Here is a 25,502-nt window from a genome sequence, read left to right on the forward strand (position 1 = left end):
GCTCAGGGGGCGTACGCGGCCAGGTGCGCCCCGCGTGGGCTCATACGCGCCCCCCGTGCGTGACCAGAGCGGCCGTTCCCGCGTTGGTCAAGTGCGATTGACCCACACCAGACCGCCCGGGGCGCCCCGCGATCCCCCCTCATCTCCTTTCTCCTCCACATCCTTAACCGTTCTTTTCACGCTGGTTCGAGAGGCTCGTTCATGGCCGACCACGCAACCCACGACGCCCAGGCGAGGGCAAGCCTGCATCTGCTGGTGCGGGACATCGAGCGGGTCCGACGGCAGGTGGACGCCCTGCGCACGCTCACGGCGCAACTGGGGAACGTCTACCGGCCCCGGCGCACCGGCCCGTCGGCGGGCTTCGTCGTCTACGGGCGGGCACCGGCCCCCACCGTGCGGCTCGCGCAGGAGCTGCGCGACAGCGTCGAGACGCTCGTGACCGCCGCGGTCGACTTCGACCGCTCCCTGGGCTTCTCCTGGGACGCGGTGGGCTCTGCGCTGGGCGTCACCAAGCAGGCGGTGCACCGCCGCTACGGTGCGCGGCGCAGCCCACCGCCCCAGCACCCCGAGGACGGCGCCGGTACGGGCACCGGCATCACCACGGGTACGGGTGCCGGGCCGGGCGAGGCCGGCCGTACGGGCGAACCGGCCGCCGCACGCGCCCTCCCGGCCACGCCCCTCCCGGCGGTACCCGCCGCGCGCTCCGGTCCGGTACGCCCGGCGTCCCCGGCTCCGGCCCGCCAGGACACCCGGCCGGGGGTCTTCCCCGCACCCCGCAACCACTGACCTTCCACCACCGCGCCGCCCCGCCTCCGGGAGGCGGGGCGGGGGCGGGGGCGGCGCCCCACGCGGGTCGGCCGGTGGCTAACCTGGGCTGCTCAACGGCACTTGACGGCCGCACAGGGCGCAGGAGAGCGGAGTGATACAGATGCTGGGAGTGACGAATGTCCTGACCTATGCCGTGGGCACCCTGTTGATCATTCTGCTCCCGGGGCCGAGCTCCCTGTACACGCTGTCCGTCGCGGTGCGGCGCGGCGTACGGACCGGCTGCCGCGCCGCGGCCGGGGTCGTCGTGGGCGAGTCGGCTCTCATGCTGCTGACGGCGATCGGCGTGACCTCGCTGCTGACGGCCAACGCGATGGTCTTCGCCGTGGTGAAGTACGCGGGAGCCGGCTATCTCGGGTGGATCGCGCTCGGCATGCTCCGCGGAGCGTGGGGCACGTGGCGCGCGCGGGACGAGACCGCCGCCACGCGGTCCGTGACGGAGCCGGAGGCGGCCCCGGCTTCGGCCTCCGCCCCGGCCCCCGCCTCGGCCGAGCACCCGTTCCGCAAGTCCGCACTGGTCACCCTGCTGAACCCGAAGGCGATCCTGTTCTTCATCTCGTTCTTCGTGCAGTTCGTCGATCCGGCCTATCCCCACCCGGCGCTGTCCTTCGCGCTGCTCGCGGTGATCTACCAGTCGATCAGCGTCCTCTACCTCACGGCGCTGGTCCTGGGCGGCAGCTACCTGTCCGCGCAGTTCCGCCACCGCAGGCGCCTGTCCGCGGGACTCAACGCCGGGGCGAGCGTGGTGTTCTGCGGTTTCGCCGCCAAGCTCGCCACGACGAGCTGAGCGCCCGGCAGGCTCTCAGCCGATGTCGGGGGGATCGATCCGCAGCTGCACGGCCTGGCCCGCGCGCCGGGTGAGCCGACGGGCCTGTGCCGTCTTGAGCGCGGCGGCGAGCGCCGCGCCGCCGCCCTGCGGCACCCGCACCAGCGCGCGGTCCCACAGCTCCCCGCCCGCCCCCGCCCCGCCCCGGGCCGCCCCGGCCCCGGGGCGCACGGGCGGCAGCGGCACCGGCCCCAGGATCTCCGCCGCCGCCGGCAGCTCCGCCTCCGCGAGGAACTCGGCCACCGCCGCGGGCGGCCCGCTGACCGCCGCCATCCGGGAGACCGGGGGGAAGCCCAGCTCCGCACGCTCCGCCAGCTCCCGCACCGCGTGCCCGGCCGGGTCCCAGCGCACCAGCGCCTGGACGGGCCGCAGGGACGGCTCGGCGACGACCACCACCGTGCCGCCCTCCCCCGCGCCGCGTACCAGCGCCGCCGCGTCCGTCCAGCGGTGCAGCGCCTCCTCGGCGGCACGCAGGTCCGGACGGCCCAGCAGCGCCCAGCCGTCCAGCAGCAGCGCCGCCGCGTAGCCCGGTCCTCCCGCGGGCGGCTCCGCGCCCGGGGTGGAGACGACCAGGGCGGGGCCGTCCGGCACGGCGTCCAGGATGTGGTCACGGCCGGAGGTGCGGACGGGCACCGCAGGGAAGGCGCGGCCCAGCTCCTCGGCCGTACGCCGCGCGCCGAAGACCTGCCCGCGCAGCCGCGCCCCGCCGCACTCCGCGCACCGCCAGCCCTCCGTCGCCCGCGCGCACCAGCCGCAGCGCAGCGCCTCACGCGCGCCGAGCGCCTCCAGCGGCCCGTGGCAGCGGGCGCAGCGGGCGGGCGTGCGGCAGCGCTCGCAGGCCAGCCGGGGCACGTAGCCGCGGCGCGGCACCTGGACGAGCACCGGACCGCGCTCCAGCGCCTCGCGGACCGTCTGCCAGGCGAGCGTGGGCAGCCGGGCGGCGCGGGCGGCCGGGTCGCGGCCCTCGTCGCCGTCGCCGACCGTGCGGATACGGGGGGCGGTCAGCCGGACGGTCTCCCGCTCGGCCGCCAGCGGCCGGGCCCAGCCCGACTCGACGAGCTGCGCGGCCTCCACCGTGCACGCGTGCGCGCCCAGCAGGAACGCCGCCTTCTCGTGCGCAGCGCGCAGCAGCAGCACCTCGCGGGAGTGCGGCTGCGGGGCGCGGTCGTCGCTGTGCGCGGACTCCCCGTCGTTCCAGATGGCGGCCAGGCCCAGATCGCGTACGGGGGCGAACATCGCGGCGCGGGTGCCGACGACCGCCCGGACGGTGCCCCGGCTGACCGCGAGCCAGCGCCGGTAGCGCGCCTCGGGGCCCGCGTCGGCGGTGAGCAGCACATGGCGGCCGGTGCCCAGCAGCGCGCTGAGCGCGGCGTCCGCGCGGGCGGCGGCCCGGCCGTCGGGCAGCACGGCGAGCGCGCCGCGCCCGGAGGCGAGGGTGGCCGCCATCGCGCGGGCCAGCTCGTCCGGCCACTGCGGGCCGGGCAGTGCCGTCCACACCGCGCGGGGGGCGGCGCCCTCGGCGAGGGCACGCAGGAAGGCCGGGCCCTGCGGGTAACGCGACCAGCCGCCCGGCTCCGGGACCGGCGGCGGCTCGCGGGGCGGGGCCGGTGCGGCCTTCTCCGCGCGCGCCATCCGGGGCGGCACGGCGAGCTGCACGACGTCGGCGAGCGAGCCCGCGTACCGATCGGCGACGGCGCGGCACAGGAGCAACAGCTCGGGGGTGAGCACGCGTTCGGCGGAGAGGACCTGCGCGAGGGGGGCCAGCGCGCCTGGGAAGTCGCTCTCCTGGGCACGCTCGACGATGAAGCCGTTGATCAGCCCGCCGCCCTCGCGGCGCCCCTCCCGCTCCCCGGCGCCGAACCGCACCCGCACCCGCACGCCGGGCTGCGCCTCGTCGTCCATGGCGGCGGGCACGGCGTAGTCGAAGTACCGGTCGAGATGGACGAGCCCCTTGTCCACCAGCACGCGCGCCACGGGCCGCTCGGCCGCCAGCGCGGCCCCGCGCCAGGTGCGCGGCCTGGCCTTGGGCCGCCTGGCCTCGCGGACCGTCTCGCGCAGCAGCGCGAGCTGCTCCGGCGGCTGTGCCCCAGAACGCTCGTCCCACCCGTCGTCGCTGCTCACGGCTTCAGTCTTAGCAGACGGCTCTGACAGCGCGAGGCCCCGGAGCCAGGGCCCGGACGCCCGCCGCGGCGCGGCCGGCGTACGCCCTCCCCGTAGCCCGTGACCGGGCAGCCGCCACCGGTTGACCTTGACACGGTGACAAGGTCTTGACTGCATCCCGAGAGGGAGGTGGTCCGATGACCATGGCAAGGCGTGACGCGGATGCGGCAGGTGCGCTCCGAGGGCTGGAGGACAGCCGTTCGTCCGTGCGGCTGCGCGCCGCTCTGGCGGCCGGTACAGCGCCCGATCCGCGCTTCGTCGGCAAGCTCGTCGAGCGCAGCGCGATCGAGCCCGAGTTCTTCGTCCGCGAGATGCTGACCTGGGCGCTCACCCGCCACCCGGTGTCCCTGACACTCCCCGGGCTGCTCCGGGAGGTCCGCTCGGAGCGTGCGCAGGCGCGCAGCCAGGCGCTGCACACGCTGTCCAAGATCGGTGACCGGCGGGCGTGGCCGATGATCACCCGGCAGCTGTTGTCCGACCCGGACGAGGAGGTGGCGCGTAGCGCCTGGCGGGCCGCGGTCGTGCTCGTGCCGGAAGGTGAGGAGTCCCTCCTGGCCGGCACCCTGGCGACGCAGCTCGGGCGCGGCGGGCGGGAGACGCGGCTGAGTCTCAGCCAGGCGCTGATCGCGCTGGGTGAGGCGAGCGTGCCCGTCCTGCACACCGCCGCGACGTCGGACGACCCGCAGGTGCGTACGCACGCGCACGCCACCCGACGGCTGCTGCACGACCCGGAGGCCGGATTCGAGTGGGCGATCGAGGAGGCGAAGCGCATCGTGGTCCTCGCGGGCCCGGTCAGGAGGGACGAGGGAACGTGTTGATCGGCGAGGTGGCGCGACGCTCCGGGGTCAGTGCCCGCATGCTCCGGCACTACGAGTCGCTCGGCCTGGTGCGTCCGTCGGGCCGTACGGGCTCCGGCTACCGGGAGTACTCCGCGCAGGACATCCGGCGGATCTTCCACATCGAGAGCCTGCGGTCGCTGGGCCTGTCGTTGCGGGAGATCGGCCGGGCGCTCCACGATCCCGGCTTCACGCCCGCGTCGCTCGTCGGCGACCTCATCCGTCAGACACGCGACCGCATCGCGGCCGAGACCGAGCTGCTCACGCGGCTGCGCCGGATCGACACCGCGAACCCCGCCGACTGGGAGGACGTCCTCCGGGTCGTCGCGCTCCTCCAGGCACTGGCGTCCCAGAGCGCCGACGCCCGCCAGCGCGCGGCGCTCTCCTCGGCCGACGAAGTCGCGGTGCCGGCGGAGGCGCTGGCCGAGGCGGTGCTGAGCGAGACGGAGCCGAACGTCGCCGGCGCCCTCATCTGGGCGCTGGCACAGTCGGGCGACGGCGGCCCGGCGCTGCTGGCGAGGGGCCTGGGCTCACCGGTGACCGCGGTGCGCGGACGCGCCGTCCGCTCCCTCGCCGAGATGCCCGGAGAGGAGGCGACCGCGCACCTGCGGGACGCGCTCGCGGACCCCGACGCCGGGGTCCGCGGGCACGCGGCCCTGGCACTCGGTGCACGCGGCCTGGCCGAAGCGGTCCCGGAGCTCGTCGACATGATCGCGGCGGGAAGGAGCGACACCGACGCGGCCGACGCCCTGGGCGTACTGGCGAGAGACACCGCGACGGCCGATCAGATCGCCGCCGGGCTCATCAGCCGCCTCACCCACCACGCCACGGAAGCGCCCGCGCGCGGACGGCTGACCCAAGCGCTGGCGGACATCCCGGGAACGACGGCGTCCCATGCCCTCACGGAGCTGTCGCGTGACGAGGACCAGGCCGTCGCACTGACCGCCGCGTACCTGCTCCGCCTCCGCGACGCGCGGTGACCCCGGGTTCCGGCCCGTCGGCGGTGCGCGTGGGGCCTGCGGCAGCGCGTAGGGTTCGGCGGAACCGGACCGGCCCCCGCGGAGGTGCACGATGGCGAAGCTGCTGTACTCGGTCACGATGTCGCTCGACGGCTTCATCGCCGGGCCGGACGGCGACATGTCCTGGATGGCCGAGCGCCTGGGGCCCAACCCGACGGTGGACGGGCTGATCGACGACATCGGCGCGCTCCTCGTCGGCGCCCGCACCTTCCGCGGGAGCGACCCCTACGAGGGCACGGACGGCGAAGGCGAGGCGTTCGGCGGCGGCTGGAGCGGCCCGCAGTTCGTGCTCACGAACCACCCGCCCGCCACCCCGCCGCCGGGCGTCACCTTCGTCACCGACCTCCCCGGCGCCGTCGCCGCGGCCATGGAGGCCGCGGGCGCCAAGTACGTCAACGTCCTCGGTGCCGACACCGCCCGCCAGTGCCTGGAGGCGGGGGTGCTCGACGAGGTGCTCGTCTGTGTCGCTCCGGTCCTCCTGGGCGACGGCGTACGCCTCTTCAGCCACCCGGGCGGCACACACGTCAAGCTGGAGCGCCTCAGCCTGACCCAGGCCCCGCACGCGACGAACATCTGGTACCGCGTGGCCCGTTGAGCCGCGAACGCCCCGTCCGTGCTCGCCACGCTGTCCGGCTTCTGGGGCACGCTGTTCCAGGCCGGCTCGCAGGCGGACCGGGACGACGGCTGCGAGGGACGTGCTGCTCAGCGGGCTCGGAGGCGGCCTCTCACCTCCGACGAGGTGGCCGCCCGGCGCTCCCGGGACGTGTCACCCGACTCGCAGCGGCACACGTGCACCACCTGGTACGCCCGCTCCCGGACCTGGCCCCGCTCGACGGGATGCTCCACGACCCGGCTGCGGGCACCCGAACACCGGCAGCCGTACGCGGACGGTGAGCCGACGCTGAGCCGGCCGGAGCGGCACGGTCTGGCCCAGGCCCAGGCCAGCCGCTGCCTTCGCACCGGCCACGCCGGTCGCAGCATAGCGGTGCCGGGCACGGCGCCGTGAGCGGGTTACCGCCCGAGGCCCGGCCACCCCGTCATCGCGGGGGTGGCCGGGCCTCGGGCGCGGTGTACGCGGCAGCCGTCCCGGTTACAGGCCGGTGGCCTTGCGCAGGGCCTCGACGCGGTCGGTGCGCTCCCAGGTGAAGTCCGGCAGGGCACGGCCGAAGTGGCCGTACGCGGCGGTCTGGGCGTAGATCGGGCGCAGCAGGTCCAAGTCGCGGATGATCGCGGCCGGGCGGAGGTCGAAGACCTCCGCGATGGCCTGCTCGATCCGGTCGACGTCGACGGCCGCCGTGCCGAAGGTCTCCACGAAGAGGCCGACCGGCTCGGCCTTGCCGATCGCGTAGGCCACCTGCACCTCGCAGCGCGAGGCCAGGCCGGCGGCCACGACGTTCTTGGCGACCCAGCGCATGGCGTACGCGGCGCTGCGGTCGACCTTGGAGGGGTCCTTGCCCGAGAACGCGCCGCCGCCGTGCCGGGCCATGCCGCCGTAGGTGTCGATGATGATCTTGCGGCCGGTCAGGCCCGCGTCGCCCATCGGGCCGCCGATCTCGAAGCGGCCGGTCGGGTTCACCAGCAGGCGGTACCCGTCGGTGTCCAGCTTGATGCCGTTCTCCAGCAGGGCGTTCAGCTCCGGCTCGACCACGAACTCCCGGATGTCCGGGGCCAGCAGCGAGTCCAGGTCGATGTCCGCGGCGTGCTGGGAGGAGACGACCACGGTGTCCAGGCGGACGGCCTTGTCCCCGTTGTACTCGATGGTCACCTGGGTCTTGCCGTCGGGCCGCAGGTAGGGGATGGTGCCGTTCTTGCGGACCGCCGAGAGGCGCTCGGCCAGCCGGTGGGCCAGGGTGATCGGCAGCGGCATCAGCTCGGGCGTCTCGTCGCAGGCGTAGCCGAACATCAGGCCCTGGTCGCCCGCGCCCTGCGCGTCCAGCTCGTCCTCCTCGGCCCGCTGGGAGGCTCCCTCGACCCGCTTCTCGTACGCCGTGTCGACGCCCTGGGCGATGTCCGGGGACTGCGCGCCGATGGACTCGGAGACGCCACAGGAGGCGCCGTCGAAGCCCTTCTTGGACGAGTCGTACCCGATGTCGAGGATCTTGTTGCGCACGATCGTCGAGATCGGCGCGTAGGCCTTGGTGGTCACCTCTCCGGCGATGTGCACCAGGCCGGTGGTGATCAGCGTCTCGACGGCGACCCGCGAGTGCGGGTCCTCCTTCAGGAGCGCGTCGAGGATCGTGTCGCTGACCTGGTCAGCGATCTTGTCAGGGTGGCCCTCGGTGACTGACTCCGAGGTGAACAGGCGGCGGGACACATCGCTCCCTGGGGTTGCAGCGGCTGCTGGCTTGAACATGGCGGACCGGTCGGAGGCTGCGCCCGAGGACGGCCCGCCGCCAGTTTATCCATCTCCGGCCGCATCCAATCATGGTGTCTCGAACTGCGACACGACCGCGAACGCGCTGACCGGATTCTGCACCCCTCCGCGACCGCCCCCCATATCACCCGATCGAGGGGTTTTCCGGGCTGTGGATCACGGCGGGACCAGGTGCGGAGCCGACGGCTCAGCCCCCGTCCGCCGCCGCCGGGAAGCGCGCCCGCACCAGATCCCAGACCGTGTCCGCCAGGGCCTCCTTCGGACCGTACGGAACGGGGGTCTCACTGCCGTCCGCACCCAGCACGAGGGCCTCGTTCTCCTCCGCGCCGAAGGTCTTGCGCTCCCCCACCTCGTTGACGACCAGCAGGTCACAGCCCTTGCGGGCGAGTTTGGCCCGCCCGTTGGCCAGTACGTCCTCGGTCTCGGCGGCGAAGCCGACCACCACCTGCCCCGCCCGCGCCCGCGCGCCGGACAGCTCGGCGAGGATGTCGGGGTTGCGCACGAGGGCGATCGGCTCCGGTTCCCGCCCGTCCCGCTTCTTTATCTTCCCCGCGGCGTACACGGAGGGGCGAAAATCAGCCACGGCGGCGGCCATCACCACCGCGTCCGCGCCGGGCGCGGCCTCGAGCACCGCCGTCCGCAGCTCCACGGCGGTGCCGACGGGCACCACGTCCACCCCGGCCGGGGCGGGCAGCGCGGCGTTCGCCGCGACCAGGGTGACCCGGGCACCGCGCGCGGCGGCCGTACGGGCGAGGGCGTAACCCTGCTTGCCCGAGGAGCGGTTGCCGAGATAGCGCACCGGGTCCAGCGGCTCGCGGGTGCCGCCCGCGCTGACCAGGACGTGGCGCCCGGCGAGGTCGGCCGCGGCACCTGCCGCCGCCTCCGCGCGCCGGTCCAGCACCCGGCGGCAGAGGGCGAAGATCTCCTCCGGCTCGGGGAGCCGCCCCTTGCCGGTGTCCACTCCCGTGAGCCGGCCCACGGCGGGCTCGATGACGACGCTGCCGCGGCGCCGCAGGGTGGCGACGTTCTCCCTGGTCGCGGGGTGCTCCCACATCTCGGTGTGCATCGCCGGGGCGAAGAGGACCGGGCAGCGGGCGGTGAGCAGCGTGTTGGTCAGCAGGTCGTCCGCGAGGCCGTGCGCCGCCCGCGCGAGCAGGTCGGCCGTCGCCGGGACGACCACGACCAGGTCCGCCTCCTGCCCGATCCGGACGTGCGGGACCTGCGCGACGTCCTCCCAGACCCGGGTGGCTACGGGCCGGCCGGAGAGCGCCGCCCAGGTGGCCTCCCCCACGAAGTGCAGCGCGGACTCGGTGGGGACCACCCGCACCTCGTGACCGGACTCCACGAACCGGCGCAGCAGCTCGCACGCCTTGTACGCGGCGATCCCGCCGCCCACCCCCAGCACGACCCTGGGCCTGGCCCGCTCCGCCATCGCTCACCTCTCCCCGGTAACCGCCGGCGGTGCCGCCCGCCGCGCGTATGCCCCCATGACACACCACGGGCCCGGCAGTCGCGCTGCCGGGCCTGCGAAGTGCTGTGCGTGATGCTCTGCTGTGCGTTTTGTGCTGTGGCGCCGGCCGAGCTACTGCGGCGGGGCCTCGATGGCCTCGGAGGTCAGCAGGCCGGCGTTGATCTCACGGAGCGAGATGGAGAGCGGCTTCTCGTGGACGTGGGTGTCCACGAGGGGGCCGACGTACTCCAGCAGGCCCTCACCGAGCTGCGAGTAGTACGCGTTGATCTGGCGCGCGCGCTTGGCGGCGTAGATCACCAGGCTGTACTTCGAGTCGGTGGCCTCGAGCAGCTCATCAATCGGAGGGTTGATGATGCCCTCGGGTGTCGTGATGGAAGAGGACACGCTCTGCCTTCCGGAGGGTGACAAGAATGAATTCAGCTGTGCTGCGCCCGGGAGACCCGGGGCCCGCAGGGTTTCCCGGGCAGGGTTTCCTTAGGGATTCCCGGGAGAATCGTCAGACTTCATCAAGGCTAGCAGCTCCGCGCTGACGTCCTCGACCGAGGTGTTGACCAGGGTGACGTCGAACTCCGACTCGGCGGCCAGCTCCGTACGGGCCGCCGCCAGCCGGCGTTCGATCACCTCGGGCACCTCGGTGCCCCGGCCGGTCAGGCGGCGCACCAGTTCCTCCCAGCTCGGCGGAGCCAGGAAGACGAGCTGCGCCTCCGGCATGGACTGGCGCACCAGCCGCGCACCCTGGAGATCGATCTCCAGGAGGACCTGCCCGCCCGCCGCCAGCCGCTCGGTCACCGCCTGCCGGGGGGTGCCGTAGCGGTTCCCGGCGAACTCGGCCCACTCCAGCAGTTCGCCGTTGGCGATGAGCTTGTCGAACTCGTCGGCCTCGGTGAAGAAGTAGTGCACGCCGTGCCGCTCACCGGGACGCGGCTTGCGGGTGGTGGCAGATACCGAGAGCCAGACCTCGGGGTGCGCCTCGCGCAGATGCGCGACGACCGTGCTCTTGCCGACCCCTGAGGGGCCGGAGAGCACGGTCAGCCGCGTGCGTCCTTCCGGGGGAACGGGGGTTGCCCCCCGGGAGACAGCAGTAGTCATGGAGCGATTATCCAGGTTTCCGGGAGTGCCTGGGACCGTCAGGCCGAAGCGCCGCCGAACTCGCGCTCCAAAGCTGCGATCTGGTTGGAGCCGAGCCCGCGCACGCGCCGGCTCTCGGAGATGCCGAGCCGCTCCATGATCTGCTTGGCGCGGACCTTGCCCACGCCGGGCAGCGACTCGAGAAGGGCGGAGACCTTCATCTTGCCGATGACATCGTTCTCCTGGCCCTGCTTGATGACCTCGTGCAGGGATGCGCCGGAGTGCTTCAGTCGATTCTTGACCTCGGCGCGCTCCCGGCGAGCCGCGGCGGCCTTCTCGAGCGCGGCTGCGCGCTGTTCAGGGGTAAGGGGCGGAAGAGCCACGCCTACGTCACCTCGGATGTCGAACTGGTCGGATATGGAACGTGGAGGAACCTAGTAGCCCCGCACCTGCGGGGCAACGAACAACGCGCAGGGCGCGGTGCTCTCGTCGGAGACTAGCGGTCTGCGGGCCCAGAGTCAGCGAGAACAGCGGAAAAGTCCTGGTCAGACTCAACCGACCAGGACATAACGGGACAATACCAACGAGTACGGGAACGCTGAGCGTTCTCAGGACGCCCGCCCGATCGCCTCCCGCAGCTCCTCGGCCTCTCTCAGCGCAACTTCCCGCAGGCCCGCGACCGTCGGCCCGTGCCGCAGCACGCCGCGGCTCACGCTCGGCACCACCTGTCCCAGGGAGCCGCCGAAGACCCGGCGCAGATCCGCCGCGCCCGCGCCCTGGGCACCGATGCCCGGCGCCAGCAGCGGACCGTTGATGCCCAGATCGGCGCCCGCCTCGACCAGCGTCGCGCCGACGACCGCGCCGAAGGAGCCGAGCGGACGCGCGTCCGCGTTCTCGGCCTTCAGGTGGTCGAGCAGCACCTGCGCCACCTGCCGTCCGTCGTCCGTGACCGCGCGCTGCACCTGGGGGCCCTCCGGGTTGGAGGTGAGCGCGAGCACGAACAGGCCGGAGCCCGAGGCGCGGGCCGCCGTCAGCGCGGGACCGAGCGAGCCGAAGCCCAGGAACGGGCTGACGGTGACCGCGTCCGAGAACAGCGGACTCTCCGGACGCAGGTAGGCGTCCGCGTAGGCGGCCATGGTCGAACCGATGTCGCCGCGCTTGGCGTCCATCAGCACCAGGGCTCCCGCCTCGCGGGAGCGCGCCACGGCCTTCTCCAGCACCGCCACGCCCCGCGAGCCGAAGCGCTCGAAGAAGGCGGACTGCGGTTTGAGCACGGCGACCCGGTCGGCGAGCGCCTCGACCACCGCGCAGGTGAACCGCTCCAGGCCCGCGACGTCGTCGTCCAGGCCCCAGTCGGCCAGCAGCGAGGCATGCGGGTCGATGCCCACGCACAGCGGCCCGCGGGTGTCCATGGCCCGCCGGAGCCGGGCGCCGAAGGGCTCGGGCGCCGCGGCGCCCGGGGAGGGGGAGACGGTGCTCATGCGCCGGCCTCCCGCTCCTGGCCCAGCGCGGCACGCCCTGCCGGGGCACGCCCCGCCTCGGCGCCGACCGCCTCGGCCAGGGAGGCGTACGGGCTGCTCCGCAGCCGGGCGGCGAGCCCCTTGTGCACGGAGCGGCACCACAGCGGGCCCCCGTAGACGAAGGCGCTGTAGCCCTGGACGAGCGTGGCGCCCGCCAGGATGCGCTGCCAGGCGTCCTCGGCGCCCCCGATGCCGCCGACGCCCACCAGCGTGACCCGGTCCCCCACCCGGTTGTACAGCCGCCGCAGCACCTCCAGCGAGCGGTCCTGCAACGGGGTGCCGGAGAGACCGCCGGTCTCGGCGGCCGCCGCCGGATCGGAGACGAGGCCGAGGCCGTCGCGGGCGATGGTGGTGTTGGTGGCGATGATGCCGTCCAGGCCCAGGTCCACCGCGAGGTCGGCGACGGCGTCGACGTCCTCGTCCGAGAGATCCGGCGCGATCTTGACCAGCAGCGGCACGCGGCGCCCCGGTACGGCGCGGTCGGCGGCCGCTCGTACGGCGCTCAGCAGCGGGCGGAGCGTCTCGACTGCCTGGAGGTCGCGCAGCCCGGGGGTGTTGGGCGAGGAGACGTTGACCACGAGGTAGTCGGCGTAGTCGGCGAGCCGCTCCGCCGAGGTGACGTAGTCGGCGATCGCGCCGTCCTCGGCCACCGCCTTCGTCTTGCCGATGTTGACCCCGACCCGGGTGCGGAAGGCGGGCCCCGCGGTGCTGGCGCGGCGGGCCGCGAGACGGGCGGCGACGGCGGCGGAGCCCTCGTTGTTGAAGCCCATGCGGTTGATCAGGGCACGGTCCGCGGTGAGCCGGAAGAGGCGGGGGCGGGGGTTGCCGGGCTGGCCGTGCGCGGTGACCGTGCCGATCTCGACGTGGTCGAAGCCGAGCATCGTCAGGCCGTCGACGGCGGTGGCGTTCTTGTCGAAGCCCGCCGCCAGGCCGAGGGGCCCGTGCATGCGCAGGCCCAGCGCCTCGGTGCGCAGCTCGCGGTAGCGGGGGGCGAGGAAGGCCGCCACCAGGGTGCGCAGCACCGGAATCCGGGCGGTCGCCCGGATCACACAGACCGCCAGGTGGTGGGCGCGCTCGGGGTCGAGCCGCCGCAGGAGCAGCCGGAAGAGGAAGTCGTACACCGGTGTCCGCCCCCTCATCCTTCGCGCGCCGCGGTCAGGTGCTCCGCGTGTTCCTGGAGGGACCGGACGCTGACCTCGCCGCGGTGGAGGGCCTCGATGCCCTGGACCGCGGCGGCCAGCGCCTGGACGGTGGTGAGGCAGGGGATGGCGCGGGCGACGGAGGCGGTGCGGATGTCGTAGCCGTCCAGGCGTCCGCCGGTGCCGTAGGGGGTGTTGACGATGAGGTCGACGTGTCCGTCGTGGATGAGCTGCACGATGGTCTTCTCGCCGTTCGGCCCCTCGCCCTCGCTGTGCTTGCGCACGACGGTGGCGTTGATGCCGTTGCGCCGCAGGACCTCGGCGGTGCCGGAGGTGGCCAGCAGCTCGAAGCCGAGCGCGACCAGTTCCCGGGCCGGGAAGATCAGGGAGCGCTTGTCGCGGTTGGCCACCGAGACGAACGCGCGGCCCTTGGTGGGCAGCGCGCCGTAGGCGGCGGCCTGGGACTTGGCGTACGCGGTGCCGAACACCGAGTCGATGCCCATGACTTCGCCCGTGGAGCGCATCTCGGGCCCCAGTACGGTGTCGACGCCGCGGCCGTGCACGTCCCGGAACCGGGTCCAGGGCATGACGGCCTCCTTGACGGAGATCGGCGCGTCCATGGGCAGCGTGCCGCCGTCGCCGGTGGCGGGCAGCATGCCCTCCGCGCGCAGCTCGCCGATGGTGGCGCCCAGGGAGATGCGGGCGGCGGCCTTGGCCAGCGGCACGGCGGTGGCTTTGGAGGTGAAGGGGACGGTACGGGAGGCACGCGGGTTGGCCTCCAGCACGTAGAGGATGTCCCCGGCCATCGCGAACTGGATGTTGATCAGCCCGCGCACGCCCACCCCGGCGGCGATCGCCTCGGTGGAGGCGCGCAGCCGCTTGATGTCGTGGCCGCCCAGGGTGATGGGCGGCAGCGCGCAGGCCGAGTCGCCGGAGTGGATGCCGGCCTCCTCGATGTGCTCCATGACCCCGCCCAGGTAGAGCTGGGTGCCGTCATAGAGGGCGTCGACGTCGATCTCGATCGCGTCGTCGAGGAAGCGGTCGATCAGCACGGGGTGGGCGGAGATGAGCCCGGCGTGCCGGGTCAGGTAGTCGCCCAGGGAGGGTTCGTCGTAGACGATCTCCATGCCGCGCCCGCCCAGCACGTAGGAGGGGCGCACCATGACCGGGTAGCCGATCTCGGCGGCGATGTGGCGGGCCTGGTCGAAGGAGTAGGCGGTGCCGTACTTCGGGGCGGGCAGGCCTGCCTGCTCCAGCACCCGCCCGAACGCGCCGCGCTCCTCGGCCAGGTGGATGGCCTCCGGCGGGGTGCCCACGATGGGCACGCCGTTGTCCTTGAGCGCCTGCGCCAGACCCAGCGGGGTCTGCCCGCCCAGCTGCACGATCACCCCGGCCACGGGGCCCGCCTGCTGCTCGGCGTGCACGATCTCCAGCACGTCCTCGAGCGTGAGCGGCTCGAAGTAGAGCCGGTCGGAGGTGTCGTAGTCGGTGGAGACCGTCTCCGGGTTGCAGTTGACCATGACCGTCTCGAAGCCCGCCGCCGACAGCGCGAAGGAGGCGTGCACGCACGAGTAGTCGAACTCGATGCCCTGCCCGATCCGGTTCGGCCCCGAGCCCAGGATGATCACCGCGGGCCGCTCGCGGGGGGCGACCTCGCTCTCCTGGTCGTAGGAGGAGTAGAAGTAGGGGGTGTCGGCGGCGAACTCGGCCGCGCAGGTGTCGACCGTCTTGAACACGGGCCGCACCCCCAGCGCGTGGCGCACCTCGCGCACCACGTCCTCGCGCAGGCCGCGGATGCCGGCGATCTGGGCGTCGGAGAAGCCGCAGCGCTTCGCCTCCGCGAGCAGCGCGGCGTCCAGCAGCGGGGCGGCCGCGATCTCGTCGGCGACCTCCTTGATGAGGAAGAGCTGGTCGGTGAACCACGGGTCGATCCCCGTGGCCGCGAAGATCTCCTCGGCGGTGGCGCCGGTGCGGATGGCGGCCATCACCGTGTTGATCCGGCCGTCGGTGGGGCGCCCGGCCGCCTCCAGCAGTGCGGCCGGCTCGCCCAGCTGTGCCACCGGGGTGGTGAAGTCGAAGGACGAGTCCTTCTTCTCCAGGGAGCGCAGCGCCTTGTTCAGCGCCTCGGGGAAGTTGCGGCCGATGGCCATCGCCTCGCCGACCGACTTCATCGTCGTGGTCAGCGTGGAGTCGGCGGCGGGGAACTTCTCGAACGCGAACCGGGGAGCCTTTACCACCACGTAGTCGAGGGTGGGCTCGAAGGAGGCGGGGGTCTTCTGGGTGATGTCGTTGGGAATCTCGTCCAGGGTGTAGCCCACCGCGAGACGGGCGGCGATCTTCGCGATCGGGAAACCCGTCGCCTTCGACGCCAGTGCGGAGGACCGGGAGACCCGCGGGTTCATCTCGATGACGACGATCCGGCCGTCGTCCGGGTTGACCGCGAACTGGATGTTGCAGCCGCCGGTGTCCACACCCACCTCGCGGATCACCGCGATGCCCACGTCCCGCAGGATCTGGTACTCGCGGTCGGTGAGCGTCATCGCGGGGGCGACAGTGATCGAGTCGCCGGTGTGCACGCCCATCGGGTCGAAGTTCTCGATGGAGCAGACGACCACGACGTTGTCGTGCCGGTCGCGCATCAGCTCCAGCTCGTACTCCTTCCAGCCCAGGATGGACTCCTCCAGGAGCACCTCGGTGGTCGGCGACAGCGCCAGGCCCTGGCCCGCGATGCGGCGCAGCTCGTCCTCGTCGTGCGCGAAGCCGGAGCCCGCGCCGCCCATGGTGAAGGAGGGGCGGACGACCACGGGGTAGCCGCCCAGCTCGCCAACCCCGGCCAGGATGTCGTCCATCGTGTGGCAGATGACCGAGCGGGCGGACTCGCCGTGACCGGTCTCGGCCTTGACGGCGGCCACCACGTCCTTGAACTTGTCGCGGTCCTCGCCCTTGTTGATCGCCTCGACGTTCGCGCCGATCAGCTCGACGCCGTACGCCTCCAGCGTGCCCGCCTCGTGCAGCGAGATGGCCGTGTTCAGCGCAGTCTGGCCGCCCAGGGTGGGGAGCAGCGCGTCCGGCCGCTCGCGGGCGATGATCCGCTCGACGAACCCGGGGGTGATCGGCTCGACGTACGTGGCGTCGGCGATCTCCGGGTCGGTCATGATCGTGGCCGGGTTGGAGTTGACCAGGATGACCCGGAGGCCCTCGGCCTTCAGGACGCGGCACGCCTGGGTGCCGGAGTAGTCGAACTCGGCGGCCTGGCCGATGACGATCGGGCCGGAGCCGATGACCAGGACGGACTCGATATCAGTGCGCTTAGGCACGCTGGCCCTCCAGGAGCGGATCGTGGTGCTGGCCGTCGCTCATGAGGTCGACGAACCGGTCGAACAGGTAGGCGGCGTCGTGCGGGCCGGCCGCCGCCTCCGGGTGGTACTGGACGCTGAAGGCCGGGCGGTCGAGCAGCCGGAGGCCCTCGACGACCTGGTCGTTCAGGCAGACGTGGGAGACCTCGGCCCGGCCGTAGGGCGTCCGGCTCACCTCGTCCAGCGGCGCGTCCACGGCGAACCCGTGGTTGTGCGCGGTGATCTCGACCTTGCCGGTGGCCCGGTCCTGGACGGGCTGGTTGATGCCGCGGTGGCCGTACTTCAGCTTGAAGGTGCCGAAACCGAGGGCGCGGCCCAGGATCTGGTTGCCGAAGCAGATGCCGAACAGCGGTGTACCACGCTCCAGGACGCCGCGCATGAGCGCGACGGGGTGCTCGGCGGTCGCCGGGTCGCCGGGGCCGTTGGAGAAGAAGACGCCGTCGGGGGCGAGCGCGTACACCTCCTCCAGGGTGGTGTGCGCGGGCAGGACGTGCACCTCGATGCCGCGTTCGGCCATGCGCTGGGGGGTCATGCCCTTGATGCCCAGGTCCACGGCGGCGACGGTGAACCGCTTCTCCCCCTGGGCCGGTACGACGTACGGCTCGGTGGTGGCCACCTCGCCGTACAGGTCGGCTCCCTTCATCCGGGGCGACTCCAGCACCCTGGCCACCAAGGCGGCGTCACCGGCGGGTACGCCGCCGGCCCCCTCGAGGGCGGGGCCGGAGAAGACGCCGACGCGCATCGCGCCGCGCTCGCGCAGGTGGCGGGTGAGCGCGCGGGTGTCGATGCCGCTGATCCCGACGACGCCTTGGTCCGCCAGTTCCTGGCCGAGGCCGCGCTGGGCGCGCCAGTTGGAGGAGACGCGCGCGGGGTCGCGTACGACGTAGCCGGCCACCCAGATCCGCCGCGATTCGCGGTCCTCGTCGTTGACCCCGGTGTTGCCGATGTGCGGGGCCGTCATGACCACCACCTGGCGGTGGTAGGACGGGTCGGTCAGCGTCTCCTGGTACCCGGTCATCCCGGTGCTGAAGACGGCCTCGCCGAAGGTCTCCCCGACCGCACCGTAGGCGCGGCCGCGGAAGATCCGCCCGTCTTCCAGTACGAGTACTGCCGGAGCCCGGCCGGCTCCTGCGGAGGTCGTCATCGTGCGCCTTCCTGATCGTGCGGGGCGGCATCCGGTGCGCCGGCAGTGCCGCAGAGGGTGCCGACCGCCGCCACCCAGTCGAGGTGGTCGGCGGCGTGGTCGGAGCGGAAGCCCGAGTCCAGCAGGCGGTCGCCGTGCTCCCAAGTGATCACCAGCAGGCCGCCCTCGGTGAGGACCTTGCCGGCGATGCCCTTGTCGAGGCGGGCGCCGCGCAGCTGCCCGGCGGGGATGAAGAAGTCCCGGGAGCCGGGGCGTACGACCGCCAGGCCGCCGCCGGTGAGGGTCAGCTCGGCGCGGCTGCGGGTGCCCAGGCCCTGGGCGACGACGCGGTCCAGCCACTGCCCGGCGGTGGTGGAGCCGTGGTAGCGGCCGGTCATCCGCAGCGGGGCGCCGGGGCCGCCGTCGGGGCCGGTCTCCGGCTGGTCCGGCGGTACGGCGGGCAGCTCGGGCAGGTCGCCCTGCAGGGTGCCGCGCCACTTCCAGCCCTGGCGCATCAGCCAGTACAGGAGGGCGACGAAGAGCACCAGGGCGATCACCCAGCTGATCCGGGCGGCCCAGTCGGTGACCTCCTGCGACTTCGGTTCCGCGGCCAGCGGATGCTCCGCGGCCAGCTTGATGAGGTGATTCACGTCAGTTTCCCGTCCACGACCGTCGCCGATCCCCGCAGGAAGGTGTGGGTGACGCGTCCCGGCAGTTCACGGCCCGCGTAGGGGGTGTTGCGGCTGCGGGAGACGAATCCGGCGGGGTCCACCTCTCCACGGTATGCCGGGTCGACCAGGGTGAGGTTGGCGGGCTCACCGGCTGAGACGGGCCGGCCGTGGCCCGCGAGGCGGCCGATGGCGGCGGGGCGGACGGACATCCGGTCGGCGACCTGGGACCAGTTGAGCAGCCCGGTGTCGACCATGGTGTGCTGGACGACCGAGAGCGCCGTCTCCAGGCCCACCATGCCCATGGCCGCCGCGCCCCACTCGCAGTCCTTGTCCTCGTGCGGGTGCGGGGCGTGGTCCGTGGCGACGCAGTCGATGGTGCCGTCCGCGAGGGCCTCGCGCAGCGCGAGCACGTCGGCCTCCGTGCGCAGCGGCGGGTTCACCTTGTAGACGGGGTCGTAGGTGCGCACCAGCTCGTCGGTGAGCAGCAGGTGGTGCGGGGTGACCTCGGCGGTCACCTGCCAGCCCTTGGACTTGGCCCAGCGCACGATCTCCACGGAACCCGCCGTGGAGAGGTGGCAGATGTGCACCCGGGAGCCGACGTGCGCGGCGAGCAGCACGTCGCGGGAGATGACCGACTCCTCGGCGACGGCGGGCCAGCCGCCCAGGCCGAGTTCGGCGGAGACGACGCCCTCGTTCATCTGGGCGCCCTCGGTGAGCCGGGGCTCCTGGGCGTGCTGGGCGACGACGCCGTCGAACGCCTTCACGTACTCCAGCGCCCGCCGCATGATCACCGCGTCGTCCACGCACTTGCCGTCGTCGGAGAAGACCCGGACCCCGGCGGCCGAGTCGTGCATGGCACCCAGCTCCGCGAGCTGCCTCCCGGCCAGGCCGACGGTGACCGCGCCGACGGGCTGCACGTCGCAGTAGCCCGACTCGCGGCCCAGGCGCCACACCTGCTCGACGACGCCGGCGGTGTCCGCGACGGGGAAGGTGTTGGCCATGGCGTGTACGGCGGTGAAGCCGCCGCGGGCGGCGGCACGGGTGCCGGTGAGGACTGTCTCGGAGTCCTCCCGGCCCGGCTCGCGCAGGTGGGTGTGCAGGTCCACCAGGCCGGGCAGCAGGACGAGGCCCGCTGCGTCGATCACCCGGGCGCCAGCGGCGTCGGGCACGGTGCCGACGGCGGCGATGGCCTGGCCGTCGATCAGCACGTCCTGCGGAGCGCCGCCGAGGATCTTCGCGCCGCGGATGAGGGTCTGGGTCATCGGTCGTTCTCCTGGGTGCGCGTCGTCTCGGGGCGGGTCGTCTCGGAGGGGGCGGTGACGGCGGGCTCGCTGCCGCCCAGCAGCAGGTAGAGCGCGGCCATCCGGATGCTCACCCCGTTGGTGACCTGCTCGACGGCGGTGCAGCGCGGCGAGTCGGCGACCTCGGCGGTGATCTCCATGCCGCGGTTCATCGGTCCCGGGTGCATCACCAGGGCGTGCGCGGGCATCCGCGCCATCCGCTCCCCGTCCAGCCCGTAGCGGCGTGCGTACTCGCGCTCGGTGGGGAAGAACGCGTCCTTCATCCGCTCGCGCTGCACCCGCAGCATCATCACCGCGTCGGACTCGGCGAGCACCGAGTCCAGGTCGTAGGTCACCTCGCACGGCCAGGCGCCGACCCCCACGGGGACCAGGGTGGGCGGCGCGACCACGGTCACGCGGGCGCCGAGGGTGCTCAGCAGGTGCACGTTGGAGCGGGCGACCCTGCTGTGCAGGATGTCGCCCACGAGCGTGATGTGGCGTCCGGAGAGGTCTTTGCCGGAGCCGGTGCCGCCGGACCGGGTGCCGCCGGGGCCGCCCGTGAGCCGGCCGAAGCGGCGGCGCATCGTGAAGGCGTCCAGCAGGGCCTGGGTGGGGTGCTCGTGCGTGCCGTCGCCCGCGTTGAGCACCGAGCCGCCGATCCAGCCGGAGGTGGCCAGCCGGTGCGGGGCGCCGGAGTCGTGGTGCCGGATGACGACGGCGTCGGCGCCCATCGCCTCCAGGGTGAGCGCGGTGTCCTTGAGGGACTCGCCCTTGGAGACCGAGGAGCCCTTGGCGGAGAAGTTGATGACGTCCGCCGAGAGGCGCTTCGCGGCGGCCTCGAACGAGATCCGGGTGCGGGTGGAGTCCTCGAAGAACAGGTTGACGACCGTGCGTCCGCGCAGCGTCGGCAGCTTCTTGACCGGCCGGTCGGCGACCCGGGCCATCTCCTCGGCGGTGTCGAGGATGAGGACGGCGTCGTCGCGGGTCAGGTCGGCGGCCGAGATGAGGTGGCGCTTCATCTGATGCCTCACGTGGGTGGTGGAAGGGCTTGACGTGCGGGTCCCGGCCGCGCGGGGGCGTGGCGGGACGGTGTGCGGGCCGGGGCGGGGGTGGTCCGCCCGCGTACGGGCCGGGCGCGGGCGCCGGGGGCGTACGCGGTACCAGGGGCTGCCGGGCCGCTCGCGGGGGTGCTAAGCCTCGCCGGACGGTGCCGCCGGAGCCGGCGGGCGGGCTCCCAGGAGCACGCCGTCGCGGCCGTCCTCCTCGGTGAGCTGGACCTTGACGGTCTCCCGCAGCGAGGTGGGGAGGTTCTTGCCGACGTAGTCGGCGCGGATCGGCAGCTCGCGGTGGCCGCGGTCGACCAGCACGGCGAGCTGGACCGCGCGGGGGCGGCCGATGTCGCCGAGGGCGTCGAGGGCCGCGCGGATGGTGCGGCCGGAGAAGAGCACGTCGTCGACCAGGACGACGAGGCGGCCGTCCACGCCGTCGGCGGGGATGTCCGTGCGGGCCAGCGCACGGGCGGGCCTCATGCGCAGGTCGTCGCGGTACATCGTGATGTCGAGGGAGCCGACGGGCACCGTACGGCCGGTGATCTCGTCGAGCTTGGCGGCCAGCCTGCGGGCCAGGAAGACACCGCGGGTGGGGATGCCGAGCAGCACCACGTCGTCGGCGCCCTTGGCGCGTTCGACGATCTCGTGTGCGATGCGGGTCAGGACCCGCTTGATGTCCGGAGCCTCCAGCACGGGGCGGGCCGGTGGGGGTGTGCCGGCGGCTGTGCCGCCGTATTCGCCGTTGTCCATGGGATAACGGACCTCCTTCTCCGTCTCACGGGACGGTCTTAAAGGACGTCGGGAACGTGCGCCCTCACGGTAGCAGGGTGTTCGAAGCCGTCCGTAACCGCCCGCATTAGACCTGATCGGGCGCACGAAGGACCGTTCGGCTTGACGGCGCACATTACGCTGCGTAATCTCACAGTGAGTTACCACGACGTCGTCCGGGGAGCCTTATGTCCAGCGAATACGCAAAACAGCTCGGAGCGAAGCTCCGCGCCATCCGCACCCAGCAGGGCCTCTCCCTCCATGGTGTCGAGGAGAAGTCCCAGGGCCGTTGGAAGGCCGTTGTCGTCGGCTCCTACGAGCGAGGGGACCGCGCGGTGACCGTGCAGCGCCTCGCCGAGCTGGCCGACTTCTACGGCGTGCCGGTGCAGGAGCTGCTGCCGGGCACCACGCCGGGAGGAGCGGCCGAGCCGCCGCCCAAGCTCGTGCTCGACCTGGAGCGGCTGGCCCACGTGCCGGCCGAGAAAGCGGGTCCGCTCCAGCGGTACGCGGCGACGATCCAGAGCCAGCGCGGCGACTACAACGGCAAGGTGCTGTCGATCCGCCAGGACGACCTGCGCACGCTGGCCGTGATCTACGACCAGTCGCCCTCGGTGCTGACCGAGCAGCTGATCAGCTGGGGCGTGCTGGACGCGGACGCCCGCCGCGCGGTCTCGCACGAGGACGCCTGACACCCTGACGCGGCGCGGTCCGGGACGCTGTGCGTCCCGGACCCCAGCGCCTGCGTGCCCACCGCGCGCGAGCGCGCGGCCAGCACCGGGTCAGCGCCGCAGACTCGGCTTCAGTTCCTTGAGCCTGCCGAGCAGGCCGTTGATGAAGGCCGGTGAATCGTCGGTGGAGAACTCCTTGGCGAGCTGCACCGCCTCGTCCAGCACCACCGCGTCGGGGATCTCGTCCGCCCAGATCAGCTCGTAGGCGCCGAGCCGCAGGATGCTGCGGTCCACGACCGGCATCCGATCCAGGGTCCACCCCACCGCGTAGGTGGCGAGCAGCTCGTCGATGCGGTCCGCGTGCTCCGCGTACCCCTCGACCAGGTCCATCGTGTACTCACCGACGGGCGGTTGCCGGTCGTCTGTCCGCGCGTGCCGAATCCAGTCGGCGAGGACGGCCGTGACGGCGCTGCCGCGCTGGTCGGCCTCGAAGAGGATCTGGAAGGCGCGTTTGCGCGCCTTGCTGCGGGCGGCCACGGTTAGCTGTTCACCCGGCCGAGGTACTCGCCGGAGCGGGTGTCGACCTTGATCTTCTCACCGGTGGTGATGAAGAGCGGCACCCCGACCTCGTACCCCGTCTCCAGCCGCGCGGGCTTGGAGCCGCCGGTGGAGCGGTCGCCCTGGACGCCGGGCTCGGTGTGCTCGATCACCAGCTCGACCGCGGCGGGCAGTTCGACGAAGAGCGGGTTGCCCAGGTACATGGCCACGGTCGCCTCGAACCCCTCGATGAGGTAGTTGGCGGCGTCGGCGACGACCTCGCGGGTGATGTGGACCTGGTCGTAGGTGTCCATGTCCATGAAGACGAAGTACTCGCCGTCCATGTACGAGAACTGCATGCCGCGTCGGTCCACTGTGGCCGTCTCGACCTTGGTGCCGGCGTTGAAGGTCTTGTCGACCGTCTTGCCGGAGAGCACGTTCTTCAGCTTGGTGCGGACGAAGGCGGGGCCCTTGCCGGGCTTGACGTGCTGGAATTCGACTACGGACCAGAGCTGGTCGCCGTCGAGCTTGAGCACCATGCCGTTCTTGAGGTCGTTCGTGGAAGCCACGGTTGCGGAATCTCCTGAGACTGCTGCTGCGGGACCAGGATCCGCAGCCCCTTGGTCAGAGTGCGAGCAGCTCCTTGGTCGTGATGGTGAGTAGCTCGGGTCCGCCGTCCGCCTGCGGGCGGACGACGAGCGTGTCATCGATCCGGACGCCGCCTCGTCCCGGGAGGTGGACCCCCGGTTCGACGGTGACCGGCACACAAGCGTCCAGTTTACCCATGACCGCAGGTGCCAGCAGCGGGTCCTCACCGATTTCCAGTCCCACGCCGCGCCCCATGCAGCCGCCGAGTGCCATACCGTACCCCGCCGCGTCCAGGGGCTGCCGGGCGGCGCGGTCCACCTCGTGGCAGCCAGCACCGGGGGCGAGCGCCTCGCGGCCGGCGCGCTGAGCGGCGAAGACGAGGTCGTACAGCTCGATCTGCCAGGCCGTCGGCGCGGTGCCGATGACGAACGTACGGCCGATCTGGCAGCGGTACCCGCGGTAGCGGGCGCCGAGGCGGACGGAGAGAAAATCTCCCTCCTCCACCCGCCGGTCCGTGGGCCGGTGGCCGGCCAGCCCGGCGTTGCCGCCCGTGGCCACCGACGTCGGGAAGGCCGGACCGTCCGCGCCGTGGTCGATCAGGCGACGCTCCAGCTCCAGCGCGAGATGGCGCTCGGTGCGGCCGACGAGGATCGACTCGAGCAGTTCGCCGAGCGCCTGGTCGGTCATCTCCGCGGCCGTGCGCAGCGCCGAGATCTCCTCCTCGTCCTTGACCAGCCGCTGCTGCTCGACCGCGCAGCCCAGGCCGGTCAGGCGCAGCCCCGGCGCGGCGGCGGCCAGGGCACGGTAGCGGCTGACCGTCAGGTCGTGCTCCTCCAGGGCGAGCGAGTCCGCGCCCGCGGCCACCGCGAGCCCGGCCGCGGCCGACGCCGGATCGTCCGCGCCGGCCGGCAGCGGGCCGCAGCGCAGCGGCTCCTCGGCGGCCACGGCCGGCGGTGCCGGGCCCAGCAGGGTGTCCAGGCCGTCGGGCGCCAGCAGCAGCGCGGCGGAGCTCTGCGCGTGACCGGTCAGGTAGCGGATGTTGGCGGGCCGGGTCACCAGCAGCGCGCTCGACGCCCCGCCGTGTGCCGCCGAGCGCTCGCGCAGCCGTGCGCGGCGGGAGAGGTACACGTCGGACATACCGCGAGCGTACGGCCCCAGGACCCGCCAGGCCGCCCGGGAGGGGCCGGGCGGGTGTCGCGCGGGTGGGGCACAGGAGTGCGGGACGGAAGGGACCCGGAAGGGCCGGGGCCCGGGGCTACCAGTTCGGCGGGCTCGTGAGGCTGCGGGCCACCACGTCGTCGAGCATCCGGGCGGTGGTGGCGACGTCGTGCCGGGAGTTGTCGATGATGGGCAGCCCGGAGCCGTACCAGCCCGCCATCCGCCCGTGGATGCGGGCCACCTCCTCGTCGGTCAGGCGGCGGTTGCCGGTGCGGGCGGCGTTGCGTTCGAGCACGATCTCCAGGCCGGGCAGCAGCACCACCGGGATCAGCCCGGGCCCCACGTGCCGCTTCCAGCCGCCGAGCCCGATCACCGGGCGGTCAGGGAAGACCGCGTCGTCCAGGATGCAGGAGATGCCGTTGGCCAGGAAGTTGCGCGCGGAGAAGCCGCAGGTGCGGCGCGCCAGCCGGTACTGCGCCTCCGAGTGGTCGTTCCACCCGGTCTGCGGGTCCGCGAAGCCGGAGCGCACCCACTCGCGTACGTCGTCGAGGCTGATGTGCGCGGTGGGCACGGCACGGCGCTCGGCCCAGTACTTGGCGACCGTGGTCTTGCCCGCGCCCGCGGCGCCGATCAGCAGCACCGCGACGGCGGCGTGGCTGGCGTCCAGCTGGGCCGGGTCGGCGCCGGGCGCCGGTATCTCGACGGGCGCGCCGGGAGGCAGCTGGATGTGGCCGGTGCTCTCGGGGGGTGGCGCGGGGGCCGCCGACGGCGGGGGCGCGGCGGGAGCCGGCCCTCCCGGGCCCTGCCAGCCCGGTCCCGGCGGTGCGGAGCCGGGAGCCTGCCCCGGCGCGGAGCCCGGCGGGACGAACGGTGCCGGGCCGTGTCCGGGGTGCGGGGCATGCTGCCCCTGCGGGTACGCCCGCAGGGCGTCCACCGGTGGAAGAGGAGGCCGCCACGCCCCGTACCGCTGCATCCGCTCCCCACTCCGCCGTCGTCCGCTGGTGCGCTGTCGTGTGTGTGCTGCCGTGTGCTGTGCGCCGGCCCCTGCCGGAGCCTACCGAACGGT

25 protein-coding genes are annotated in these 25,502 nt (G+C 73.2%); 7 read left to right on the top strand and 18 right to left on the bottom strand.

The annotated features are described in order from the left end of the window. Positions 1-201 precede the first annotated feature (201 nt). Together H299_RS0127805 and leuE are read left to right on the top strand one after the other, a co-directional pair. A complete protein-coding gene (locus tag H299_RS0127805) occupies positions 202-786 on the top strand; it encodes a hypothetical protein (protein WP_027751084.1) in 585 nt (194 codons plus the stop codon). Positions 787-928: 142 nt separating this feature from the next. After that, on the top strand, positions 929-1,612 hold the full coding sequence (leuE, locus tag H299_RS0127810; protein ID WP_027751085.1) for a leucine efflux protein LeuE: 684 nt from the start codon (positions 929-931) through the stop codon (positions 1,610-1,612). 15 nt (positions 1,613-1,627) lie between these two features. On the opposite strand, the gene H299_RS0127815 is transcribed toward leuE, so the two are convergent. Beyond that, the gene (locus H299_RS0127815) at positions 1,628-3,772 is read right to left on the bottom strand and encodes a primosomal protein N' (protein ID WP_027751086.1); all 2,145 of its coding nucleotides are present in this window, start codon (positions 3,770-3,772) and stop codon (positions 1,628-1,630) included. Between the two features lie 176 nt (positions 3,773-3,948). Here H299_RS0127815 and H299_RS0127820 point away from each other — a divergent pair, with 176 nt between their 5' ends. The 4 genes from H299_RS0127820 to H299_RS0127835 all read left to right on the top strand — a co-directional run bounded on the left by H299_RS0127820 (position 3,949) and on the right by H299_RS0127835 (position 6,672). Then, a complete protein-coding gene (locus H299_RS0127820) occupies positions 3,949-4,629 on the top strand; it encodes a HEAT repeat domain-containing protein (RefSeq protein ID WP_027751087.1) in 681 nt (226 codons plus the stop codon). Continuing rightward, a complete protein-coding gene (locus H299_RS0127825; RefSeq protein ID WP_027751088.1) occupies positions 4,623-5,627 on the top strand; it encodes a MerR family transcriptional regulator in 1,005 nt (334 codons plus the stop codon). The genes H299_RS0127820 and H299_RS0127825 overlap by 7 nt, the downstream gene beginning before the upstream one ends. 91 nt (positions 5,628-5,718) lie before the next feature. After that, a complete protein-coding gene (locus H299_RS0127830) occupies positions 5,719-6,261 on the top strand; it encodes a dihydrofolate reductase family protein (protein WP_027751089.1) in 543 nt (180 codons plus the stop codon). Positions 6,262-6,279: 18 nt separating this feature from the next. After that, on the top strand, positions 6,280-6,672 hold the full coding sequence (locus H299_RS0127835) for a hypothetical protein (RefSeq protein ID WP_027751090.1): 393 nt from the start codon (positions 6,280-6,282) through the stop codon (positions 6,670-6,672). Positions 6,673-6,756: 84 nt separating this feature from the next. Here H299_RS0127835 and metK read toward each other — a convergent pair whose 3' ends face one another. The 13 genes from metK to pyrR all read right to left on the bottom strand — a co-directional run bounded on the left by metK (position 6,757) and on the right by pyrR (position 21,467). After that, positions 6,757-7,980 carry a methionine adenosyltransferase gene (metK, locus tag H299_RS0127840; protein ID WP_027751091.1) on the bottom strand — a complete coding sequence of 408 codons (1,224 nt, stop codon included), beginning with the start codon at positions 7,978-7,980 and terminating at the stop codon, positions 6,757-6,759. Between the two features lie 247 nt (positions 7,981-8,227). Then, positions 8,228-9,472, bottom strand: coding sequence for a bifunctional phosphopantothenoylcysteine decarboxylase/phosphopantothenate--cysteine ligase CoaBC (coaBC, locus tag H299_RS36705; protein ID WP_037761091.1), 1,245 nt, complete (start codon positions 9,470-9,472; stop codon positions 8,228-8,230). A 150-nt stretch (positions 9,473-9,622) separates the two neighbouring features. After that, positions 9,623-9,895 carry a DNA-directed RNA polymerase subunit omega gene (gene rpoZ, locus H299_RS0127850; protein WP_027751092.1) on the bottom strand — a complete coding sequence of 91 codons (273 nt, stop codon included), beginning with the start codon at positions 9,893-9,895 and terminating at the stop codon, positions 9,623-9,625. Positions 9,896-9,985: 90 nt separating this feature from the next. Then, a complete protein-coding gene (gene gmk, locus H299_RS0127855) occupies positions 9,986-10,600 on the bottom strand; it encodes a guanylate kinase (protein WP_078513107.1) in 615 nt (204 codons plus the stop codon). A gap of 38 nt (positions 10,601-10,638) precedes the next feature. Beyond that, on the bottom strand, positions 10,639-10,962 hold the full coding sequence (locus H299_RS0127860; protein WP_027751094.1) for an integration host factor: 324 nt from the start codon (positions 10,960-10,962) through the stop codon (positions 10,639-10,641). 225 nt (positions 10,963-11,187) lie between these two features. Then, positions 11,188-12,060 carry an orotidine-5'-phosphate decarboxylase gene (gene pyrF, locus H299_RS0127865; RefSeq protein ID WP_027751095.1) on the bottom strand — a complete coding sequence of 291 codons (873 nt, stop codon included), beginning with the start codon at positions 12,058-12,060 and terminating at the stop codon, positions 11,188-11,190. Next, positions 12,057-13,220, bottom strand: coding sequence for a quinone-dependent dihydroorotate dehydrogenase (locus tag H299_RS36710; RefSeq protein ID WP_051262930.1), 1,164 nt, complete (start codon positions 13,218-13,220; stop codon positions 12,057-12,059). Before H299_RS36710 ends, pyrF begins: the two co-directional genes overlap by 4 nt. 14 nt (positions 13,221-13,234) lie before the next feature. Next, positions 13,235-16,555 carry a carbamoyl-phosphate synthase large subunit gene (gene carB, locus H299_RS0127875; RefSeq protein ID WP_027751096.1) on the bottom strand — a complete coding sequence of 1,107 codons (3,321 nt, stop codon included), beginning with the start codon at positions 16,553-16,555 and terminating at the stop codon, positions 13,235-13,237. Continuing rightward, positions 16,548-17,738, bottom strand: a complete 1,191-nt coding sequence (carA, locus tag H299_RS0127880; RefSeq protein WP_027751097.1) for a glutamine-hydrolyzing carbamoyl-phosphate synthase small subunit — start codon at positions 17,736-17,738, stop codon at positions 16,548-16,550. Before carA ends, carB begins: the two co-directional genes overlap by 8 nt. Continuing rightward, positions 17,735-18,367, bottom strand: coding sequence for a PH-like domain-containing protein (locus H299_RS0127885; RefSeq protein ID WP_037761095.1), 633 nt, complete (start codon positions 18,365-18,367; stop codon positions 17,735-17,737). Before H299_RS0127885 ends, carA begins: the two co-directional genes overlap by 4 nt. After that, a complete protein-coding gene (locus H299_RS0127890; protein WP_027751099.1) occupies positions 18,364-19,650 on the bottom strand; it encodes a dihydroorotase in 1,287 nt (428 codons plus the stop codon). The genes H299_RS0127885 and H299_RS0127890 overlap by 4 nt, the downstream gene beginning before the upstream one ends. After that, positions 19,647-20,687 carry an aspartate carbamoyltransferase catalytic subunit gene (locus H299_RS0127895; RefSeq protein WP_027751100.1) on the bottom strand — a complete coding sequence of 347 codons (1,041 nt, stop codon included), beginning with the start codon at positions 20,685-20,687 and terminating at the stop codon, positions 19,647-19,649. Before H299_RS0127895 ends, H299_RS0127890 begins: the two co-directional genes overlap by 4 nt. 171 nt (positions 20,688-20,858) lie before the next feature. After that, positions 20,859-21,467, bottom strand: coding sequence for a bifunctional pyr operon transcriptional regulator/uracil phosphoribosyltransferase PyrR (pyrR, locus tag H299_RS0127900; RefSeq protein ID WP_027751101.1), 609 nt, complete (start codon positions 21,465-21,467; stop codon positions 20,859-20,861). A gap of 206 nt (positions 21,468-21,673) precedes the next feature. On the opposite strand from pyrR, the gene bldD reads away from it, so the two are divergent. Further along, on the top strand, positions 21,674-22,174 hold the full coding sequence (gene bldD, locus H299_RS0127905; RefSeq protein WP_027751102.1) for a transcriptional regulator BldD: 501 nt from the start codon (positions 21,674-21,676) through the stop codon (positions 22,172-22,174). A gap of 90 nt (positions 22,175-22,264) precedes the next feature. Here the strand turns inward: bldD and nusB are convergent, their stop codons facing one another. The 4 genes from nusB to H299_RS0127925 form a co-directional block, all read right to left on the bottom strand. Continuing rightward, the gene (gene nusB, locus H299_RS0127910; RefSeq protein ID WP_027751103.1) at positions 22,265-22,690 is read right to left on the bottom strand and encodes a transcription antitermination factor NusB; all 426 of its coding nucleotides are present in this window, start codon (positions 22,688-22,690) and stop codon (positions 22,265-22,267) included. 2 nt (positions 22,691-22,692) lie between these two features. Then, on the bottom strand, positions 22,693-23,259 hold the full coding sequence (gene efp / locus H299_RS0127915; protein WP_027751104.1) for an elongation factor P: 567 nt from the start codon (positions 23,257-23,259) through the stop codon (positions 22,693-22,695). A 55-nt stretch (positions 23,260-23,314) separates the two neighbouring features. Then, positions 23,315-24,415 (bottom strand): aminopeptidase P family protein, encoded by a 1,101-nt coding sequence (locus H299_RS0127920; RefSeq protein WP_027751105.1) that lies wholly within the window; start codon positions 24,413-24,415, stop codon positions 23,315-23,317. Positions 24,416-24,533: 118 nt separating this feature from the next. Beyond that, complete coding sequence (locus tag H299_RS0127925) at positions 24,534-25,409, bottom strand: AAA family ATPase (protein WP_027751106.1); 876 nt, start codon at positions 25,407-25,409, stop codon at positions 24,534-24,536. Positions 25,410-25,502: the final 93 nt, after the last annotated feature.

The sequence above is a fragment of the Streptomyces sp. CNH287 genome, assembly GCF_000424825.1.

Bases quoted from the DNA above. Each gene is read 5' to 3' on its own strand.
- carA (WP_027751097.1), bottom strand. From the start codon at position 17,738: ATGACGACCTCCGCAGGAGCCGGCCGGGCTCCGGCAGTACTCGTACTG.
- leuE (WP_027751085.1), top strand. From the start codon at position 929: ATGCTGGGAGTGACGAATGTCCTGACCTATGCCGTGGGCACCCTGTTG.
- H299_RS0127895 (WP_027751100.1), bottom strand. From the start codon at position 20,687: ATGAAGCGCCACCTCATCTCGGCCGCCGACCTGACCCGCGACGACGCC.
- coaBC (WP_037761091.1), bottom strand. From the start codon at position 9,472: ATGGCGGAGCGGGCCAGGCCCAGGGTCGTGCTGGGGGTGGGCGGCGGG.
- H299_RS0127830 (WP_027751089.1), top strand. From the start codon at position 5,719: ATGGCGAAGCTGCTGTACTCGGTCACGATGTCGCTCGACGGCTTCATC.
- pyrR (WP_027751101.1), bottom strand. From the start codon at position 21,467: ATGGACAACGGCGAATACGGCGGCACAGCCGCCGGCACACCCCCACCG.
- bldD (WP_027751102.1), top strand. From the start codon at position 21,674: ATGTCCAGCGAATACGCAAAACAGCTCGGAGCGAAGCTCCGCGCCATC.
- pyrF (WP_027751095.1), bottom strand. From the start codon at position 12,060: ATGAGCACCGTCTCCCCCTCCCCGGGCGCCGCGGCGCCCGAGCCCTTC.
- H299_RS0127925 (WP_027751106.1), bottom strand. From the start codon at position 25,409: ATGCAGCGGTACGGGGCGTGGCGGCCTCCTCTTCCACCGGTGGACGCC.
- H299_RS0127890 (WP_027751099.1), bottom strand. From the start codon at position 19,650: ATGACCCAGACCCTCATCCGCGGCGCGAAGATCCTCGGCGGCGCTCCG.
- H299_RS0127805 (WP_027751084.1), top strand. From the start codon at position 202: ATGGCCGACCACGCAACCCACGACGCCCAGGCGAGGGCAAGCCTGCAT.
- H299_RS0127920 (WP_027751105.1), bottom strand. From the start codon at position 24,415: ATGTCCGACGTGTACCTCTCCCGCCGCGCACGGCTGCGCGAGCGCTCG.
- H299_RS0127820 (WP_027751087.1), top strand. From the start codon at position 3,949: ATGACCATGGCAAGGCGTGACGCGGATGCGGCAGGTGCGCTCCGAGGG.
- gmk (WP_078513107.1), bottom strand. From the start codon at position 10,600: ATGACTACTGCTGTCTCCCGGGGGGCAACCCCCGTTCCCCCGGAAGGA.